The 16,885-nt window shown below is 70.8% G+C and carries 14 protein-coding genes; 6 read left to right on the top strand and 8 right to left on the bottom strand.

Annotation, left to right across the window (positions count from 1 at the left end; genetic code table 11):
• The first annotated feature begins 196 nt into the window (after window positions 1-196).
• A complete protein-coding gene (locus OG709_RS22175; RefSeq protein ID WP_250299458.1) occupies window positions 197-589 on the top strand; it encodes a PadR family transcriptional regulator in 393 nt (130 codons plus the stop codon).
• Window positions 586-1,176, top strand: coding sequence for an HAAS signaling domain-containing protein (locus tag OG709_RS22180; RefSeq protein WP_250299460.1), 591 nt, complete (start codon window positions 586-588; stop codon window positions 1,174-1,176). The genes OG709_RS22175 and OG709_RS22180 overlap by 4 nt, the downstream gene beginning before the upstream one ends.
• Window positions 1,177-1,300: 124 nt before the next feature.
• On the opposite strand, the gene OG709_RS22185 is transcribed toward OG709_RS22180, so the two are convergent.
• Together OG709_RS22185 and OG709_RS22190 are read right to left on the bottom strand one after the other, a co-directional pair.
• Window positions 1,301-1,582 (bottom strand): hypothetical protein, encoded by a 282-nt coding sequence (locus tag OG709_RS22185; protein ID WP_250299461.1) that lies wholly within the window; start codon window positions 1,580-1,582, stop codon window positions 1,301-1,303.
• Window positions 1,583-1,632: 50 nt separating this feature from the next.
• Complete coding sequence (locus OG709_RS22190; RefSeq protein ID WP_266644910.1) at window positions 1,633-2,523, bottom strand: SPFH domain-containing protein; 891 nt, start codon at window positions 2,521-2,523, stop codon at window positions 1,633-1,635.
• 449 nt (window positions 2,524-2,972) lie between these two features.
• Between OG709_RS22190 and OG709_RS22195 the strand changes: the two genes are divergently transcribed.
• Entirely contained in the window at window positions 2,973-4,157 is a 1,185-nt protein-coding gene (locus OG709_RS22195; RefSeq protein WP_250299462.1) for an alpha/beta hydrolase, read from the top strand.
• On the opposite strand, the gene OG709_RS22200 is transcribed toward OG709_RS22195, so the two are convergent.
• Window positions 4,121-5,188, bottom strand: coding sequence for a C40 family peptidase (locus OG709_RS22200; RefSeq protein WP_250299575.1), 1,068 nt, complete (start codon window positions 5,186-5,188; stop codon window positions 4,121-4,123). The genes OG709_RS22195 and OG709_RS22200 overlap by 37 nt on opposite strands.
• Window positions 5,189-5,501: 313 nt before the next feature.
• Between OG709_RS22200 and OG709_RS22205 the strand changes: the two genes are divergently transcribed.
• The gene (locus OG709_RS22205; protein ID WP_250299463.1) at window positions 5,502-5,855 is read left to right on the top strand and encodes a hypothetical protein; all 354 of its coding nucleotides are present in this window, start codon (window positions 5,502-5,504) and stop codon (window positions 5,853-5,855) included.
• 88 nt (window positions 5,856-5,943) lie between these two features.
• On the opposite strand, the gene OG709_RS22210 is transcribed toward OG709_RS22205, so the two are convergent.
• Window positions 5,944-7,092, bottom strand: a complete 1,149-nt coding sequence (locus OG709_RS22210) for a C40 family peptidase (RefSeq protein WP_250299464.1) — start codon at window positions 7,090-7,092, stop codon at window positions 5,944-5,946.
• A 345-nt stretch (window positions 7,093-7,437) separates the two neighbouring features.
• Between OG709_RS22210 and pcrA the strand changes: the two genes are divergently transcribed.
• A complete protein-coding gene (gene pcrA, locus OG709_RS22215; protein WP_266641282.1) occupies window positions 7,438-9,945 on the top strand; it encodes a DNA helicase PcrA in 2,508 nt (835 codons plus the stop codon).
• Window positions 9,946-9,999: 54 nt separating this feature from the next.
• Here pcrA and OG709_RS22220 read toward each other — a convergent pair whose 3' ends face one another.
• Complete coding sequence (locus OG709_RS22220; RefSeq protein WP_329167583.1) at window positions 10,000-11,571, bottom strand: M23 family metallopeptidase; 1,572 nt, start codon at window positions 11,569-11,571, stop codon at window positions 10,000-10,002.
• Between the two features lie 216 nt (window positions 11,572-11,787).
• Window positions 11,788-12,663, bottom strand: a complete 876-nt coding sequence (locus OG709_RS22225; RefSeq protein ID WP_250299576.1) for an esterase/lipase family protein — start codon at window positions 12,661-12,663, stop codon at window positions 11,788-11,790.
• 329 nt (window positions 12,664-12,992) lie between these two features.
• On the opposite strand from OG709_RS22225, the gene OG709_RS22230 reads away from it, so the two are divergent.
• Window positions 12,993-13,406, top strand: coding sequence for a cobalamin B12-binding domain-containing protein (locus OG709_RS22230; protein ID WP_250299577.1), 414 nt, complete (start codon window positions 12,993-12,995; stop codon window positions 13,404-13,406).
• 277 nt (window positions 13,407-13,683) lie between these two features.
• On the opposite strand, the gene OG709_RS22235 is transcribed toward OG709_RS22230, so the two are convergent.
• Window positions 13,684-15,258, bottom strand: a complete 1,575-nt coding sequence (locus tag OG709_RS22235) for a DUF5691 domain-containing protein (protein ID WP_250299468.1) — start codon at window positions 15,256-15,258, stop codon at window positions 13,684-13,686.
• A 92-nt stretch (window positions 15,259-15,350) separates the two neighbouring features.
• Window positions 15,351-16,772: an SWIM zinc finger family protein gene (locus tag OG709_RS22240; protein WP_250299469.1), complete on the bottom strand. Its 1,422-nt coding sequence runs from the start codon at window positions 16,770-16,772 to the stop codon at window positions 15,351-15,353.
• Window positions 16,773-16,885 lie beyond the last annotated feature (113 nt).

A 16,885-nucleotide genomic window follows, 5' to 3' on the forward strand; every position in this document is an offset into this window, starting at 1 on the left:
CCTGCCCCCGTGCCCCCGTGCCCCCGTGCCCCCGTGCCCCCGTGACGCCCTGACCCCGGCCGTACGCGGTCAGGCAGCCGCGGCAGGGTGGGCGCGGTGTGGGCCGTACGGGTGCTGTCGTACCTCTTCCGGCCGCGCGAACCGTGCGGCTGTCCTGGTTGTGGTGTAGGACGCATCGCCTGGTACATTGCTATGCATGGAACGCGGTAAGGCAAGTCCCAAGGCGCCGGAGAAGGTCGAGAGCCAACTCCGCAAAGGGGTTCTGGAGTACTGCGTCCTGGCTCTGATGCGTGACGGGCCCAAGTACGGGGTCGAACTGCTGAGCGCGTTGCAGGACACCGGGACCCTGGCGACCAGCCAGGGCACGGTCTACCCACTGCTGTCACGGCTGAGACGGGACGAACTCGTCGTCACCACCTGGCAGGAGTCCGCATCCGGACCGCCGCGGCGTTACTACGAACTGACCGAGGCCGGGCACGCGGCGCTCGACGAGTTCGCCGGGATCTGGCCAGGATTCCGTGACGCCGTCGACCATCTCCTCACGCCGACCGCCGGGCATCGGCGCGACTCTGGAAAGGCACAACCATGAAGACCGACGACACTCTCGTCCGGGACTACCTCGCGGCCGTCGAGCGCGAGAGCGGGGCGCTGCCCCCGGCAGCCCGCCAGGAGCTCGTCGCCGACCTGGGTGAGCACATAGAGGTCGCGCTCGCCGAACGGCCCGGCAGCATCCGCGAGATCCTCCAGGAGGTGGGCGACCCGCGCACGATCGCCGCCACGGCGCTCCAGGAGCTCGGCCACACCCCTGACGCGCGCGCCCGCAAGCCCCGCCGTCGCCGCTCCCCGGCGTGGCTGCCGATCACGCTCCTGCTGGTCAGCGATGTCCTGCCCTACGCGGCGCCCAGTGCCAACGTCCTGTCCTTGATCAGCGTCGCCTTCATGATCGCTGCCCTCGTGATGGTGTGCCGCGCCGGCCACTGGACGGCGGCCCAGAAGTGGATCGGCCTCACGCTGACCGTCATCCTCCCCGTGGTCCTTCACGTCGTCTGGTACGCCGTCTTCATCGCCCCTGACGACAGCCATCCGAGCGGGGCGTTCCGCTGGACGGTCGTCGCCTTCGTGTTCGTCCTGACACTCGTCGGCTGCGGGTGGCTGTGGCGCACCAAGCGCTCCTGAGTGCACACCTCGGTGCCCACCTCGCAGGCCGGCGCGGAGTGCGCATCGCCTGCTGAGCCGCTGAGCCGCTGAGCCGCTGAGCCGCTGAGCCGCTGAGCCGCTGAGCCGGTGAGCCGCTGAGCCGTTATGCCGACCCGGGCCCGGATTCGCGGCCCGAGGCCGGGGGCCTGCCCCGCCGGGGGATGGCGCCCGCGTCGCGCGGGAGGCGTCCCGCGTCGGCGAGCGCCCCGCGGAGCAGGAACTCGATCTGGGCGTTGGCGCTGCGCAGTTCGTCCGCGGCCCAGCGGGCCAGCGCGTCGTGCACGGACGGGTCCAGTCGCAGCAGGATCTGCTTGCGCGTCCGGGCCGCGCGTTTCGGCGGCGGAGCGCCGGAGGGGCCCGGGGTGCCGGGGGCTTCCTCGTTCACTGGCCCCTCCTCGTTCGCTGCGCCTTCCGCGTTCACTGGCCCTTCTGCGCTCACTGGTAGAGCGAGCCGGTGTTCAGGACCGGCTGGACAGCGCGGTCGCCGCACAGCACCACCATCAAGTTGCTCACCATGGTGGCCTTCCGCTCCTCGTCCAGCTCGACGATGCCCTGCTCGCTGATCCTGACGAGCGCCTGCTCGACCATACCGACCGCGCCCTCCACGATCTGCTGACGGGCCGCCACCACGGCCCCGGCCTGCTGCCGCTGGAGCATCGCCGAGGCGATCTCCGGCGCGTACGCGAGGTGGCTGAACCGCGACTCGATGATCCGGACGCCCGCCGCCCGCACACGCGCGGTCAGTTCCAGGGACAGCTTCTCGGTGATCTCGTCGGCGTTGCCACGGAGGGACAGCGCGTCCTCGTCGTGCGAGTCGTACGGGTACTCGATGGCGATGTGCCGGACGGCGGACTCGGTCTGGGTGGCGACGAACTTGCGGTAGTCGTCCACCTCGAACAGTGCCTGTGCGGTGTCCTCGACCTTCCACACCACGACCGCCGCCAGCTCGATCGGGTTGCCGTAGGCGTCGTTGACCTTCATCACGGGGGTCTCGTTGTTCCGGACCCGGGTGGAGATCTTCCGCGAGCTGGTCAGCGGGTTCACCCAGCGCAGGCCGTCCTGGCGGATCGTGCCGACGTACCGCCCGAAGAGCTGGATGACACGGGCCTCGCCGGGCGCGACCATCTTCACGCCGGTCATGCAGAACAGCGAGCCGAGCAGGACGACGAGGCCGATGACGATCAGCGCGGCGCCGAGCCCGCCGCCACTGACGCCGCCGCCGATGAGCATCCCGATCCCGACGACGACGCCGAGTACGGTCAGCAACAGGGCGGCCCCGCCCGCCATGCCGTGGGCCTGGGTCTCCTGGACGTGCGGTGCGGGCATCGCCGGGGTGTCGGCCTCCAGTCCGGCCGATGTGGTGGCGTGGGGTCCCGCCGGGGCCTTCGGGGGTATGCCGGGAGTCTCGGGCGCGCTGGGTGTACCGGGCGTGCCGGGTGTACTGGTCATGGGGTTCTCCGTCCTCGGGCTCCGGCCGTGACCGGTGCCGCCTGATCCTGCTCCCGTGAAGCTGATGCCGTGGGATGCTCTCGTGCAGAAATCAAAGTGATATCTAATTTCTAGCAGGCGCCCCGGGGGTGGGCAAGTGGTACGGGCCCGCCCGGTGCGGTCGCGGAGCAGTCGCTCGTATATGTCGTGAGCATGCGCGAACTTGAGCAGTGTCGGGCGGAGAGTGAACGCATACGGACCGTGTCGGTCCCTGACCGCGCGTTACGATGTAAAAAGGGCGCAAAACAGGTAACCCCAACGCGCAATAGGGCATCTTTCCCTGCGTGATGAGCCTGACGGGGACCCCGTTCTTCCTGGCCGCGATCGCACTGATGGTCGTCGCGGTACTGCTGCCCCTGCTGCTGTGGGGACGGGTCGCCGGACCCGTGGCCCTGCGCGGTGCGGCGCGGCTGGTGATGGTGCTGTTCGCGCAGGCGACCGCGGTCCTGGTCGTCTTCGTCGCGGTGAACAACAGCAACGGCCTCTACGACAACTGGGCCGACCTGCTCGGTACCGGCGATCACGTCGTCGCCGCGCCCGAACTGGGCCCGGACGGCCTCGGCGGGCGGCAGTTGGCCGCCGAGCCGCAGCAGCGCGCCGTGTTCAAGCCGGTGAGCGACCCCCGGATGGGACCCGGCGTGCGCCGTACGGTGATGACCGGGCGGGTGTCCGGGGTGCGCGGCGAGGTGTACGTATGGCTGCCGCCGCAGTACAACGACCCCGCCTACCGGCACAAGTCCTTCCCGGTCGTGGAACTGCTCGCCGGGTTCCCGGGAACGGCCACGGCGTGGTTCGGGAACCTCAACGTGCAGACGCAGTTGGAGCCGATGATGAAGCGGGGCACGGTCGCCCCGTTCATCCTGGTGTCGCCGCGGACCTCGCTCCTCGGCAACCAGGACACCGGATGCGCCAATGTGACCGGCGTGATCAACGCCGACACCTGGCTGAGCGTCGACGTACCGGAGATGGTGACCGACAGCTTCCGGGCCCAGCGCGGCGCCCACGGGTGGGCCGTGGCCGGGTACTCGGCGGGGGCGCACTGTGCGGTGAAACTGGCGCTCGCGCACCCCGACCGGTACCGCGCGGCGGCCGGGCTCTCCGGCTACAACGACCCCGCCGCCGAGCACGCGTCCATCACCGCGAAGAACCCGACGCTGCGGCGCGACAACAATCCGCTGTGGATCCTGAGCCACGCCAAGAAGCCGCCGCACACCGCCCTGCTCATCACCGGGGCACGGCACGACGGCTACGACGACGGGCTGGCGCTGCGGGCTCACGCCAAGCCGCCGACCACCGTGCAGGTCGTCCTGGTGACGGGCGGGCACAGCAGGGCGGTCTGGCGGAAGCAGGTCCCGGACGTCTTCACCTGGCTGACCGCCGAGTTCCGGCCGACGGGGCCGCCGGGGCCGACCGGGCCGGCCGGTCCGACGGGCCACTACACGGGACGGGCGGCCCCCACGAAGGGCATCTGATCGATGGGCGCCAGCCTGACCGGGGCGCCGGGGTGCGGGGCGTGGATCATCTGGCCGTTGCCCACGTAGATGCCGACGTGGCTCACCCCGGAGTAGAAGAAGACCAGGTCACCGGGGGACAGCTCGGAACGGCTCACCCGCTGGCCCGAGTTGATCTGGGTGTACGTGGTGCGGGGGAGCGAGACACCCGCCGAGCGGTACGCGGCCTGCGTCAGGCCCGAGCAGTCGAAGGACGACGGGCCGGTCGCGCCCCAGACGTACGGCTTGCCCAGTGCCCCGTAGGCGAAGGCGACCGCTTGCGCGGCGCGTGAGTTGGGCGCCAGGACCGCATCGCGGACCGTCGAGCGGTCGGCGGCGCCGGAGCCGTGCGGGCCCGGCGATCCGTCCGACGACCCGCCCCGGGACTCGTACTGCGCGCGCTCGGGCGCGGAGAGCCGGGCGAGCAGCGCCTGCGCGGAGCGGATCCTGCTCTGCACCGCGGCCTTCTGCTTCTTCAGACCGGCCTGCTGGAGCCGGAGGTCGCCGAGCTTCGTGTGCGCCTCGGACCGCAGCTGCGCGAGCCTCCCGAGCTGCCGCTGCACCCCGCTGACCTCGGTGGCCTGGACGTCGCCCGCACGCTCCACGTACGCGGCCCGGTCCAGGTACTGCGCGGGGTCGGAGGAGAGGAAGACCTGCACGGACGGGGAGACGGCGCCGTTGCGGTACTGGGCGGCGGCCATCGAACCGAGCGCGGAACGGGCGGTGTTGAGCCGCGCGGTGGACCGGGCGGCCTCGTCCCGCAGGGTACGGAGCGACTTCTCCGAGGCCTTGGTCTGCTCCTTCGTCCCGTTGTACTTGTCGGTGGCGACCTCCGCCTCCTGGTACAGCTGGTCGACCTTGGCCTTGACCTGCGCGGGGGAGAGCTGGGGTGCCGCCTGTCCGACGCCTTCGAAGGCGGTGGCGGACGCGGCTCCCGCCAGCGCCACGGTGACGGCGGTCCGGGCCGCGGGACCGGTGAGCGGGCGTTGCTTGGGCTTTCGGTGAGCGGCCACGAGGGCGGTCCCGTCCTTCCGTACGTCCTTGCCGTGCCGACCGACGGCCGCCCGGTTGCGGGACGGCAGTGGGGAGTCGGTCATCTGTGCAAGGACGCTAAACCGGGAGTTACGGGAACGAGACCTCATCGGAGGAAGTGGTCATATCCGACCAGAGGTGGACCGCATGGTGACCATGTCGGACCGTTTGGTTGTCGACGTCACCGGACATCGCGTAGTTCTCCGACCGAAGCCGGGGATGCGGTCCCGGACCGTACGGGAGTGTGCCGGGCGGTGTCGGAGGGCCGGAAGGGGGTGGCTAAGGTCGAATCCCATGGACGTACTGATCAATGCTTTCGTGGGGCTGCACATCATCGGCATCGCCGCGCTGCTCGGCGGATTCCTGACCCAGATGAAGGCGATGCGCACGGGCGAGGCCCGCTTCGGGCCCTCGATGCTGCACGGTGCCCTGACGATGCTGGTCACCGGCGTGGCGCTGGTCGGCCTGAACCAGGCCCAGGGGAACACCATCAACACCGTCAAGATCGGGATCAAGCTCGCGATCCTGGTGGTGATCCTGGGACTCGTCTACGTGAAGCGTGACGACGACCGGATCGAGAAGCCCCTCTTCGGGGCCGTCGGCGGTCTGACCGTCGTCAACATCTTCATCGCGGTGCTCTGGACCTGAGCGGTCGCGCGCGGCTGTGCGACCCGGCCTGTGCCGCCCGGGCCTGTGTGACCCGGGCCTTGTGCCGCCCGGGTCGCACGATGCCGTCCTATCCGGGCCGCACGCTGCCGTAGATCGGCATGTAGAAGATCGACTCCTCGCGCACGTACGCACCCGGCTTCGGGGCGTGGATCATCATGCCGTTGCCGATGTACATCCCGACGTGGCTGATGTCGTCGTAGAAGAAGACCAGGTCACCGGGGCGCAGATCCTTCGTGGCGACCCTGGTGCCGACGTTCACCTGGTCCCAGGTGGTACGCGGAAGGTCGACGCCGGCGGCCTTCCAGGCGGCCTGGGTGAGACCTGAGCAGTCGTAGGACTTGGGCCCTGTCGCACCCCAGACGTACGGCTTGCCGATCTGCGCGCGGGCGAAGGCGAGGGCGTCGGCGGCCTTGGACGACGTGCTGGAGCCGGTACCGGTGCCGGTGCTGGAACCCGTGCCGGAGCCGGTGCCCGAGCCCTTGGCCTCCTTGTTCTCCTTGGCCTTCTCCGCTGCCGCCTGCTCGCGCGCCAGCTTGTCCGCCTCGCGCTTGGCCTCGGCTTCCTTCTTCTTCTCCAGCGCCGCGAGCCGCGCCTTCTCCTCGGTGGTCAGCTTCGAGAGCAGCTTGCGCGCCTCGGTGAGCTTCGACTGCACCGACTGCTTGCTCTCCTTGAGCGCCGCCTGGGTCTCGGTCAGACCCTCCAGGCTGCGCGCCGCCTCGGCGCGCTTCTTGGCGGCGGCCCGCTGCTCGGCCTGGTAGTCGGTGACGGCCTTCTGCTGGCGGTCGCCGAGCCGCTTCATCAGCTGGTCCTGGTCGAAGTACGACTGGGGGCTGTCGGCGAGGAGCAGCGTCGCCGTGGACGAGAGGGTGCCCTCGCGGTACTGCGCGGCGGCGAAGTTGCCCAGCGTACGGCGGGACTCGTTCAGCTTCGCGGCGCGCTGGGCGACCTGGTCGAGGAGGGTGTCGACCGTCTTGCGCTGGGTGGCCGTGGCCTCTTCGGCCTGGTTGTACCGCTGGGTGGCGGTTCCGGCCTGGCGGTACAGACCGTCGACCTTCTTCTGCACCTCTTCGATGCTCGGCTTCGGCCCGGCGGCGGGCGCCGGGGCCGCGCCGGCGCTCTGGGCGAGCAGGGAGACCGAGGCGAGGGCGGCGGTGGTGACGCCGATGGCCGGGACGGTGCTGAGGACGTGGGGGCGCGGTTTTCGGTGCGATGCCAAGACAGGCATTTCCTTCCGTGGACCGCCTACCGGGTGGGGGGGGCTTCCGTTCGGGTCACGCCGGATCAGGGGGCGGGGTCTGGCCTGAGCGAGCAAGATAGCCAACTCCTGTGACGGGTGGGAAGGCTGATGTTCGATATGCCCGATACTTTTTCGTGACCTGGTGTTCGGGCGCGGTTCGGACGGGCATCGGACGGGCATCGGACGGCACGGACAGGGCGAGCGGGGTACGGGCGCGGAATCCGGTGCCGGGCCGGTGCCGGGCCGGGCGCCGGGAGCCCCGGGGGCGGGCGTCAGGACGTACGGACCCGGACTGTCACCGGGTCGGCCTAGACTCGGTAGACGATGAGCAGCCTCTTTGACGACAGCTTCCTGGCGAACCTCCAGCCCTCGGAGGAAGAGCCCCCGCCCGCCGAGGACTCCGTCGGCGAGGACCCCTCCGGTGCGGGGCATGCCCCGGAAGAGGTTCCGCACGACCTCTTCGGCGGAATGTTCGACGGGCCCCCGCCCGAGCGCGACGCGTACTACCGCGACGGCGCCCCGCGCCCGGCCGTGGACCCCGCCGCCCTGCTGGAGGGGCTGAACACCGAGCAGCGCGCGGCGGTCGTGCACGCGGGATCCCCGCTGCTCATCGTGGCCGGCGCCGGTTCCGGCAAGACCCGGGTGCTGACCCACCGGATCGGGCACCTGCTCGGCTCACGCGGGGTGCACCCCGGCCAGATCCTCGCGATCACCTTCACCAACAAGGCCGCGGGCGAGATGAAGGAGCGCGTCGAGGAGCTGGTGGGCCCGCGCGCCCAGGCCATGTGGGTCATGACCTTCCACAGCGCCTGCGTGCGGATACTGCGCCGCGAGTCCAAGAAGCTCGGCTTCACCTCGTCGTTCTCGATCTACGACGCGGCGGACTCCAAGCGGCTGATGGCACTGGTCTGCCGGGACCTGGAGCTCGACCCGAAGAAGTTCCCGCCGAAGTCCTTCAACGCCAAGATCTCGAACCTGAAGAACGAGCTGATCGACGAGGAGACCTTCGCCGGGCAGGCGGCAGGGGGGCACCTCCCAGGCCCTTCAGGCTCTGGGGGAGGTTTCGAGAAGACGCTCGCCGAGGCGTACGCGCTGTACCAGGCCCGGCTGCGCGAGGCCAACGCCCTGGACTTCGACGACATCATCATGACGACGGTGCACCTGCTCCAGGCGTTCCCGGACGTCGCGGAGCACTACCGGCTGCGCTTCCGGCACGTCCTGGTGGACGAGTACCAGGACACCAACCACGCCCAGTACACCCTGGTGCGCGAGCTGGTCGGCCCGGCAGGGGAGGGAAAGGCCCCGGCCGAGCTCTGCGTGGTCGGTGACGCGGACCAGTCCATCTACGCGTTCCGCGGGGCCACGATCCGTAACATCCTCCAGTTCGAGGAGGACTACCCGGACGCGACCACGATCCTCCTGGAGCAGAACTACCGCTCCACGCAGACGATCCTGTCCGCGGCCAACGCGGTGATCGAACGCAACGAGAACCGCCGCGCCAAGAACCTCTGGACGGAGGCCGGCCAGGGCGCGAAGATCATCGGCTACGTCGCGGACACCGAGCACGACGAGGCCCAGTTCGTCGCCGAGGAGATCGACCGGCTGACGGACGCGGGCGACGCCAAGGCGGGCGACGTCGCGGTCTTCTACCGTACGAACGCCCAGTCCCGTGTCTTCGAAGAGATCTTCATCAGGGTCGGGCTGCCGTACAAGGTCGTCGGCGGGGTGCGCTTCTACGAGCGCAAGGAGGTCCGCGATGTGCTGGCCTACCTGCGTGTCCTGGCCAACCCCGAGGACACCGTCCCGCTGCGCCGGATCCTGAACGTGCCCAAGCGCGGGATCGGTGACCGCGCCGAAGCGATGATCGACGCGCTCTCGCAGCGCGAGCGGATCAGCTTCCCGCAGGCCCTGCGCCGGGTCGACGAGGCGTACGGCATGGCCGCCCGCTCGTCGAACGCCGTCAAGCGCTTCAACGTCCTGATGGAGGAGCTTCGCACCGTCGTGGAGTCCGGCGCCGGACCCGCCGTGGTCCTGGAGGCCGTCTTCGAACGGACCGGCTATCTCGCCGAGTTGCAGGCGTCCACCGACCCGCAGGACGAGACGCGCATCGAGAACCTTCAGGAACTCGCCGCTGTGGCGCTGGAGTTCGAGCAGGAGCGCGGCGACGAGGAGGGCGCGGGCACGCTGGCCGAGTTCCTGGAGAAGGTCGCTCTGGTCGCCGACTCGGACCAGATCCCGGACGAGGACGACGACGGCTCCGGCGTCATCACCCTGATGACGCTGCACACCGCCAAGGGACTCGAATTCCCCGTGGTGTTCCTGACGGGCATGGAGGACGGTGTCTTCCCGCACATGCGCGCGCTGGGGCAGGTCAAGGAGCTGGAGGAGGAGCGGCGGCTGGCGTACGTGGGGATCACCCGCGCCCGGGAGCGGCTGTATCTGACGCGTTCGACGCTGCGCAGCGCGTGGGGCCAGCCCTCCTACAACCCGGCTTCGCGCTTCCTGGAGGAGATCCCCGCACAGCACCTGGAGTGGAAGCGCACGGGCGCGTCGTCGGCTCCGGCGGGTCCGACGTCGGGGATCACGTCGTCGCTGTCCTCCTCGCGTTCCCGCTCGGGTTCGGGCGGCGCTTCGGGGTTCGCGACGCGACGGGCCAACGACAAGCCGGTGATCACGCTGACCGTGGGGGACCGGGTGACCCACGACCAGTTCGGTCTGGGAACGGTGATGCAGGTGACCGGCTCGGGCGCGGATGCCCAGGTGACGGTGGACTTCGGCGACGAGCGGCCGAAGAAGCTGCTGCTGCGGTATGCGCCCGTGGAGAAGCTGTAGCGGACGGGGTCGCGCCCCGGGCGGCTGCGTTCCGCGCGGTTGCGTCCGGGGCGGTTACGTCGGGTCGAGCCCGTGGCTGCGCAGCCACGGCAGTGGGTCGATCGCCGCGCCGCCGTGCGGCCTCACCTCGAAGTGCATGTGCGGCCCGGTGGAGTTGCCCGAGTTCCCGGAGTACGCGATGACTTCGCCCGCCTTGACGGAACCGGAGCGGATCTTGGTGCTGCTGAGATGGCAGTACCAGGTCTCGGTTCCGTCGGGCGCGGTCACCATGGCCATGTTGCCGTAGGCGCTGTTCCACTGCGTACGGACCGTGCCGTCGGTCGCGGCCATGACGGGCGTGCCGTACGAGACGGGGAAGTCGATGCCGGTGTGCACGGACATCCAGTTGACCCCGGCCTGGCCGAAGTAGGCGCTGAGCCCCTTCTGCGTCACCGGAAGCACGAACTTGGGCCGGGCGGCCTCCTTGCGGGCGGCCTCCGCGTCGGCCTTCTTCTTCGCGGCGGCCTGCCGCTGCTTCAGGTCGATGCGCTCCTGCGTGCGGCTGGCACGATCGGCGAAGCCGTCGGCCTCATGGCTGAGGTCGGCGAGCTGGCTGTCCAGCTTGCTGTTGGCGGCCACCGGCTTGACGGACGAGGGGTCGGCGGCGGCCTGCGTCGTGGTGGCGTCGTCCTTGCCGCTCTCTCCGATTCCGCCGACCGTCGCGGCGGCGACACCGGCCACGCCCATCACGCAGACCGAGGGGACGGCGACGGTCAGGAGCGCGGAACGCTTGGCAGGGGTACGACGTCGGCCTCGGCCACCGGAGTTGCGACGCGCGGCGGGGTGCGGGTCGAGGTGCGCGACAGGGAGCTCCGGTCCGTCGTCCGACGGCTGCGGCTCTGGGTTGACCGCGTTGTCTCGGTGGCTGGTGCGGCCCGTGAGGCCGGCGATCTCCGTGAGGTCGACGGCCGCGAACTCGCTCGTCTCGAAGGCCGCTGTCTCTTCGCCGGGTGCGGGTGTGGATGCCGGAGTGGGTGCGGGTGCTGTGGCCACGGCTTCCGCATCGACGGAGTTCCAGGCGGTGGTGTCGTACGCCCCGGTGTCGTAGCTGCCGGTGCCGTAACTCTGCGCGGACCACTGCGAGGTGGCGGCTTCTGCGGGGGCTTCGGCTGTGGCTCCGGTTGTGGCTTCGGTTGTGGCGAACTGCCCGGTCCGGTTCCAGGCGTCGGCGTCCCACTGGCCGGTCGTGTCGTAACCGTCGGCGTTGTGACCAGCGGTGCCGTAACCAGCAGCCTGAGCCGGGAAGTCGTAGGCCCGGCCGGTGGATTCGTGCCGTGCGGATTCGTACCCTGCGGATTCGTACGGAGCGGCGTCGAACGGAGTGGATCCGAACGGGGCCCCGCCCTGGATGTCCTGACCGCCGTACGGCGACGCGTATCCGACGGTCTGGTGCGCGCCGGTGTCCCACTGGGTGGTGTCGTACTGCCCGCTGTGCTCCGCTCCGTACCCAACTGGCCCACCTGACTCGCCCGGAAGATCACCGAAGAGCGGATCGGTGACAGCGGTGGCGAAGGTGCCGGTGGAGTGGCTGCCGGTCGAGTACGGGTCGTATCCGACATACCCGGCGTGGGGTTGCTGGTCGTTCACCAACGTCTCTCTCGCCTCGGCGGCAGGGCCCTGCGTCGGGGGTGACCCCGGGGGAAGCAGTGGCGCGACTGTACCCGGCGGTACGTGACGGCCACAATCTTCGGCAGGTATCGGACGTGTGAGAAACGGGCATTCGGCCGCCTTTCGACGGTCTATGGGGACAGCCTTGGCTCGGCGTTCGGTGTGCGTTCGACGATTTGGGGGCATTGGCGCCGTTCAGGCCACGGAGATCACGCTCTCCGAGGTTCCTGGCGCGGTCTCCGGCGAGTCGAGCGCCTGTCGGATGCGGGCCGCGACGGCCGGGTGGACGGGGAGGGCGAGATGGCCTATGCCGCTGACCCGGACGTTCGTCACGAGCAGGTCGGGGTGATCGATGCAGGCCGCCTCGATCGGGATCATCAGATGGTCGAGGTCGCTCCAGAAGCTGACGAACCGCGTACGACACCCGGCCGCCGGCCTGCGCAGTTCCTCGATCACGTCGGAGTGCGGGAGCATCTGCCGGCCGAGGGGGTGGGCGCTCGCCAACTGGGCGACCTGGGTGCCCGCGTGCGGTGTACCGAGAGTGACCAGGGTGCGCACCCGGGTGTCACCGCCCAGTCGCTGTACGTAGTAGCGGGCGATCAGTCCGCCCAGGCTGTGCCCGACGATGTCGACCTCGTGATGCCCGGTCCGGAGGCATATCTCTTCGATGTGGCGCCCCAGCAGTTCGGCTGCGGCGCGGATGTCGCAGGTCAGCAGCGAGTAGTTGAGCGATTCGGGGTGCCGCCAGCCGTGCCGGAGCAGGGAGCGGCGCAGCAGGACGAAGACGGAGCGGTTGTCCACGAACCCGTGGAGCAGGACCACGGGCGGACGGTCCTGGCCCGGCGCGGGGAAGTGCCCGGCGGCGAGGGTGCCGATGGGGCCTTCGAGCGGTGTGTCCGGCCCGTCGAGCGGGGTGACGTCCGGGTGCTCGTCGATGATGCCGGACGGGTAGAGGAGCAGGTGCCCGGCGAGGATCGCGAGATCGAGGGCGGTGGCCCTGAGTGGCACGGACGAGAGCTGGATGCGGCGCACGAGCCACTGCGGGGAGAGGAATACGGGCAGGGCCTTCATGGGGTGACCTCCCGAACGGCGTACGGGGGCGACCTTGTCCTCGTACGCACTCATGGGTGCCACGGATGAGATTCGACCGATACAACCGATATATCGGTCACCGTGCCATCCACCGTGCAGCCGATGGTACGGGTGGTGCGGCCCTCTCGCCTGCGGCTCCCGGTGCGCCGACCCCCGGTGAGGCCGGTGCGGCGCAGAGCCGACCGGCGCGGGGCGTGACGCGTAGTGAATGTGTCCCATGTGTGATTTCCCCCTCCCTGACCACCGCGAAACGACCGGTTGCGGGATGCTGTCGATAACGTTCGTTCACATCGTGCATGGAGGCAGTGATGGGTGTGGTCGGTCCGATCCGCGTAGTGGTCGCCAAACCGGGTCTCGACGGGCACGATCGCGGGGCGAAGGTGATCGCGCGTGCGCTGCGGGACGCCGGTATGGAGGTCATCTACACCGGTCTCCACCAGACGCCCGAGCAGATCGTGGCCACCGCCATTCAGGAGGACGCCGACGCGATCGGGCTCTCCATCCTGTCGGGGGCGCACAACACGCTCTTCGCGAAGGTGCTCGAACTGTTGAAGGAGCGCGATGCGGAGGACATCAAGGTCTTCGGCGGCGGGATCATCCCGGAGGCGGACATCGAGCCGCTGAAGCAGCTGGGCGTGGCTGCGATCTTCACCCCGGGTGCGACAACGGCATCGATCGTGGACTGGGTCCACGCGAACGTACGGCAGCCTGCGGGCGCGTGACCGGACCGGTGTCCGGGGCGCGGGTGTCCGGTCGGGCCGCCGTGGGCGGGTACGGGCGGGGGCCCGCCGAGCGGACCCCACCGGGCTGGACCCTGCCGAGCCGGACCCCGCCGGGCTGGACCTCGCCGGGCTGGACCCTGCCGGGCTGGACCTCGCCGGGCTGGACCCCGCCGGGCTGGACCCCGCCGTCCCCTCGCCCGGCAATCGTCACTCGGCATTCCTCACCCAGTAGCCCTCACTCGGTAGCCCCGGTCCGGTAGCTCTCGTCCGGTATCCCTCATCCGGTGCCCGGGGGGCTCGGGTGTCCCGCCAGCTCCGTCTCCATCGCGGCCCTCAGCCGCAACGTCGAGACCAGCCGCTGGAACGCCTCCGACCAGTACCCCGCTGCTCCCGGCGACGCTCCCTCCGTCTCGTCCGGTATCGCGGTGAGCGCCACCAGCCGGGACGCTTCCGCAGGGTCCAGGCAGCGTTCTGCCAGACCCATCACCCCGCTGAAACTCCACGGGTAGCTCCCCGCGTCCCGTGCGATTTCCAGTGCGTCGACCACTGCCCGGCCCAGCGGCCCGGCCCAGGGGGTCTCGCAGACCCCCAGCAACTGGAACGCCTCGGACAGCCCGTGCCCGGCAACGAACTCCGCCACCCAGCGCGCCCGTTCCTCGTCCGGCAGTGTGGCCAGCAGTCGCGCGCGCTCGGCCAGTGATGTGGTTCCGGGCCCGGCGAGCAGTGCGCGGGACCACTCGGCGTCCTTCTGCCGCACCGCGGCGCGGCACCACGCGGCATGCAGTTCCTCGCTCCAGCCGTCGGCCACCGGCAGCGTGACGATCTCGTGAGGGGTACGGCCCCCGAGCCTGGTGGTCCAGACGGCGAGCGGAGTCGCCTCCACCAACTGCCCCAGCCACCAGGACCGTTCGCCCCGCCCCGCAGGGGGAACCGACGACACCCCGTCGCGCCGCATCGCCGCATCGCACTCGTGCGGTGCCTCGACCGCTATCCGGGTCAGGCTCTCGGCCAGGTCCAGGCTGACGCAGGTCACCGCGCGCTCCGCCATCCGCCCGGCCAGCGCGGACCCGGGCAGTGCGGAGAGCAACTCGGCTGCGGTGGCGCGGACATTGCGGCTTCGGTCGGCCAGCGCCTGCTCCAGGAACGGCTCGTCCGTGGGCGTGAGCCCGGTGCGCAAGGAGTCGAGAAACATCAGCCGGTCCTCGGCCCGCTCCGTGGACCACGTGGCGGCGAGCAGCTCCCGCCCGGCCCCTGGCGCCTCGGCCCGTACCGCGGACAGCAGTGCGACCCGCTCGGCGAACAGGCCTTCCTGCCAGAGGTGTTGAACGGACCGGGCGTCCGTGGGCCGGGGCAGCACCGCACCGCCCGGCGCGCCGCGCAGTGCGAATCTCCACTCCGGGTTGAGCCCGGCGAGCCACAGCCCGCGCGGCCCCGCGAAGGCCAGCGCCTGTGGCCGCAGATCCGTACGCGCCCTGGCCGCGTCGAGCAACGCGTCCAGGAGCGGGGCCGGAGCGCGGTAGCCGTGCCGCGCCGCTGCCGCCAGCCACTGGGGCAGCAGTTCGGTGAGGTCCGGCGCCGCGCCGCGCCTGCCTCCCGAACCCGCGGGCCCCGACCGGTCGGCGAGCAGCTGGGCCAGCCTGTGCCGGGCGGGCAGGGGCGGCTCGGGTCTTGGATCGGGCGCGGAAGGGGCGGGCCGCGCACCGGCCGGTGCGGGAAGCAGGCCCGCCCGGCGCCGTACGGTGTGCAGCGCTGCCGCATCCAGAAGAGCGGGCGCACCGGCCGGCGGCGGACGCCGATCGGTGCCGAGCAGAGCCGACGCCACGAGCTCTTCCCAGGTGACGGTGCTGGTCATCGGTTCCCTCCACGATTGGTTCGGATGCGGCTCTGCCGCCGGGTTCGACCCGGTCCAGGACATGTGTGGCCGGACAGGATCCGCCGCTACGTTCAGCTCACGGCCTGGTCCTGCCAGTGGCCGCCGCCCGTCAGCGGCACGGCGTCGCACGTGCCCGGGTCCCAGGCCGTGAGCGGGGTGAAGCCGCGATGGCCGCATTCGCCGAACACGGTCACGGGCCCCCCGCCCGAAAGCGCGACGAGCTTCCACAGCCCGGCCCGCGCGGACGCCTCCGGGGTGATGGGGAGTGCGAAGTCCCCCTCGGTATCGGCCAGTTGCCAGCCATTGGTGGTGTGCTCCCCGCCACCGTCCGCGCTGCTCCCCCCGGAGCCCGGTATCGGTACGACGGATCCGAGCGTCACCGGCCAGGCGCTCAGCCAGGGATCGTCCCGCAACGACTGCCCGTAGGCGGTGACGGCCTCGGTCGTCGACATGCCCACCGGCGGACCGCCGCCCTGCCCCGGCGGGGCGAACCGCTCTCCCAGCGAGACCCGCAACTGGCCCGCCCCCGGATACGGCGTCAGTTCCGCGTCCAGCGTCAGTCCCACCGGCAGGGCGATCCCCGGCGCCCTGCCCGCAGCGCCGAAGTCCAGCAGCTGCGCCGTTCGCCCGGACCGGCTGCCGAGCAGCCAGATCCGACGCGTGGTGAGTCTGCCGTCCGAGGAGTCGTGCTGGGAGAGCACCAACCACCGGTCCCGGACGGGCGGCCCCTGGGTGGTCGCGGGAAGCCCGATGCGCGTACGGACCGTCGCGGCCAGCGGCTCCGGCAGCTGCTCGCGGCCCAGCCAGGCCCGGTCCAGCAGATGCAGCATCGCGCACTCCTCCAGCAGCCGCACCGGCCAGCCGGGACCCGAAGCCGGTATGACTCCCAACTCCCGCACCCGCCCGGCCAGTCCCGGCGCCTGCGCGTCCACCATGCGGGCCGCCGTCTCCTCCCACAGCCCGTACCCCGCCTGCTCCGCCCCGGCCAGACCGCCCCGCAGCAGGTCGTCGAGCCGCTGCTCCAGCTCTGTCGCGCCCGCGGTGACCCGGGCGGCCCGACGCTCCGCCCTGCGCCTGGCCGCCTCGGGGTCGGCCGGTTTCGCCGATGCCGGGGCCGAACTCCCCTCCTGAGCAGCTCGGTTCCGGCGCGCGTCGAGCCACTCGCCGGCCCACTCCGGCGGTGTCTCCGTCTCCGCCATCGCTCCGTCCCCGGAGGCCCAGAGCAGCAGCAGCCCCAGCGCGTGCTTGCACGGGAACTTCCGGCTCGGACAACTGCACGTGTACGCCACCCCGGCCGTGTCGACCACGGTCCGGTACGGCTGGGCCCCGCTTCCTCTGCACTGCCCCCACACGGCACCCGAGCCGCCCCCGAACCCCGCTTCCGACCATGGCTCGGCCGAGCCGCCCAGCCTGCTTCCCGCTCTGCGTGACGCTGCGTCAGGAGCCAGTGCCAGCACCTGATCCGCAGTCCAGCGCACCCCCTGCTGATTCATGGCTCCGAAGGTACGTGCCACCACTGACAATCGGCTCCAACCTGCGGAAACGACCGATTGTCAGTGGCATGGTGCACCGTGGAATCACATCCGGTCGAACGAGCTGGAACGAT

The organism is Streptomyces sp. NBC_01267 (assembly GCF_036241575.1).
Taxonomy (GTDB): Bacteria; Actinomycetota; Actinomycetes; order Streptomycetales; family Streptomycetaceae; genus Streptomyces.

Coding starts and splice junctions, on each gene's coding strand:
- OG709_RS22205 (WP_250299463.1), top strand. CDS start 5,502: ATGGACGTACTGATCAATGCTTTCGTGGGGCTGCACATCATCGGCATC.
- OG709_RS22225 (WP_250299576.1), bottom strand. CDS start 12,663: ATGAAGGCCCTGCCCGTATTCCTCTCCCCGCAGTGGCTCGTGCGCCGC.
- OG709_RS22190 (WP_266644910.1), bottom strand. CDS start 2,523: ATGCCCGCACCGCACGTCCAGGAGACCCAGGCCCACGGCATGGCGGGC.
- pcrA (WP_266641282.1), top strand. CDS start 7,438: ATGAGCAGCCTCTTTGACGACAGCTTCCTGGCGAACCTCCAGCCCTCG.
- OG709_RS22235 (WP_250299468.1), bottom strand. CDS start 15,258: ATGACCAGCACCGTCACCTGGGAAGAGCTCGTGGCGTCGGCTCTGCTC.
- OG709_RS22175 (WP_250299458.1), top strand. CDS start 197: ATGGAACGCGGTAAGGCAAGTCCCAAGGCGCCGGAGAAGGTCGAGAGC.
- OG709_RS22240 (WP_250299469.1), bottom strand. CDS start 16,772: ATGAATCAGCAGGGGGTGCGCTGGACTGCGGATCAGGTGCTGGCACTG.
- OG709_RS22180 (WP_250299460.1), top strand. CDS start 586: ATGAAGACCGACGACACTCTCGTCCGGGACTACCTCGCGGCCGTCGAG.
- OG709_RS22230 (WP_250299577.1), top strand. CDS start 12,993: ATGGGTGTGGTCGGTCCGATCCGCGTAGTGGTCGCCAAACCGGGTCTC.
- OG709_RS22195 (WP_250299462.1), top strand. CDS start 2,973: ATGAGCCTGACGGGGACCCCGTTCTTCCTGGCCGCGATCGCACTGATG.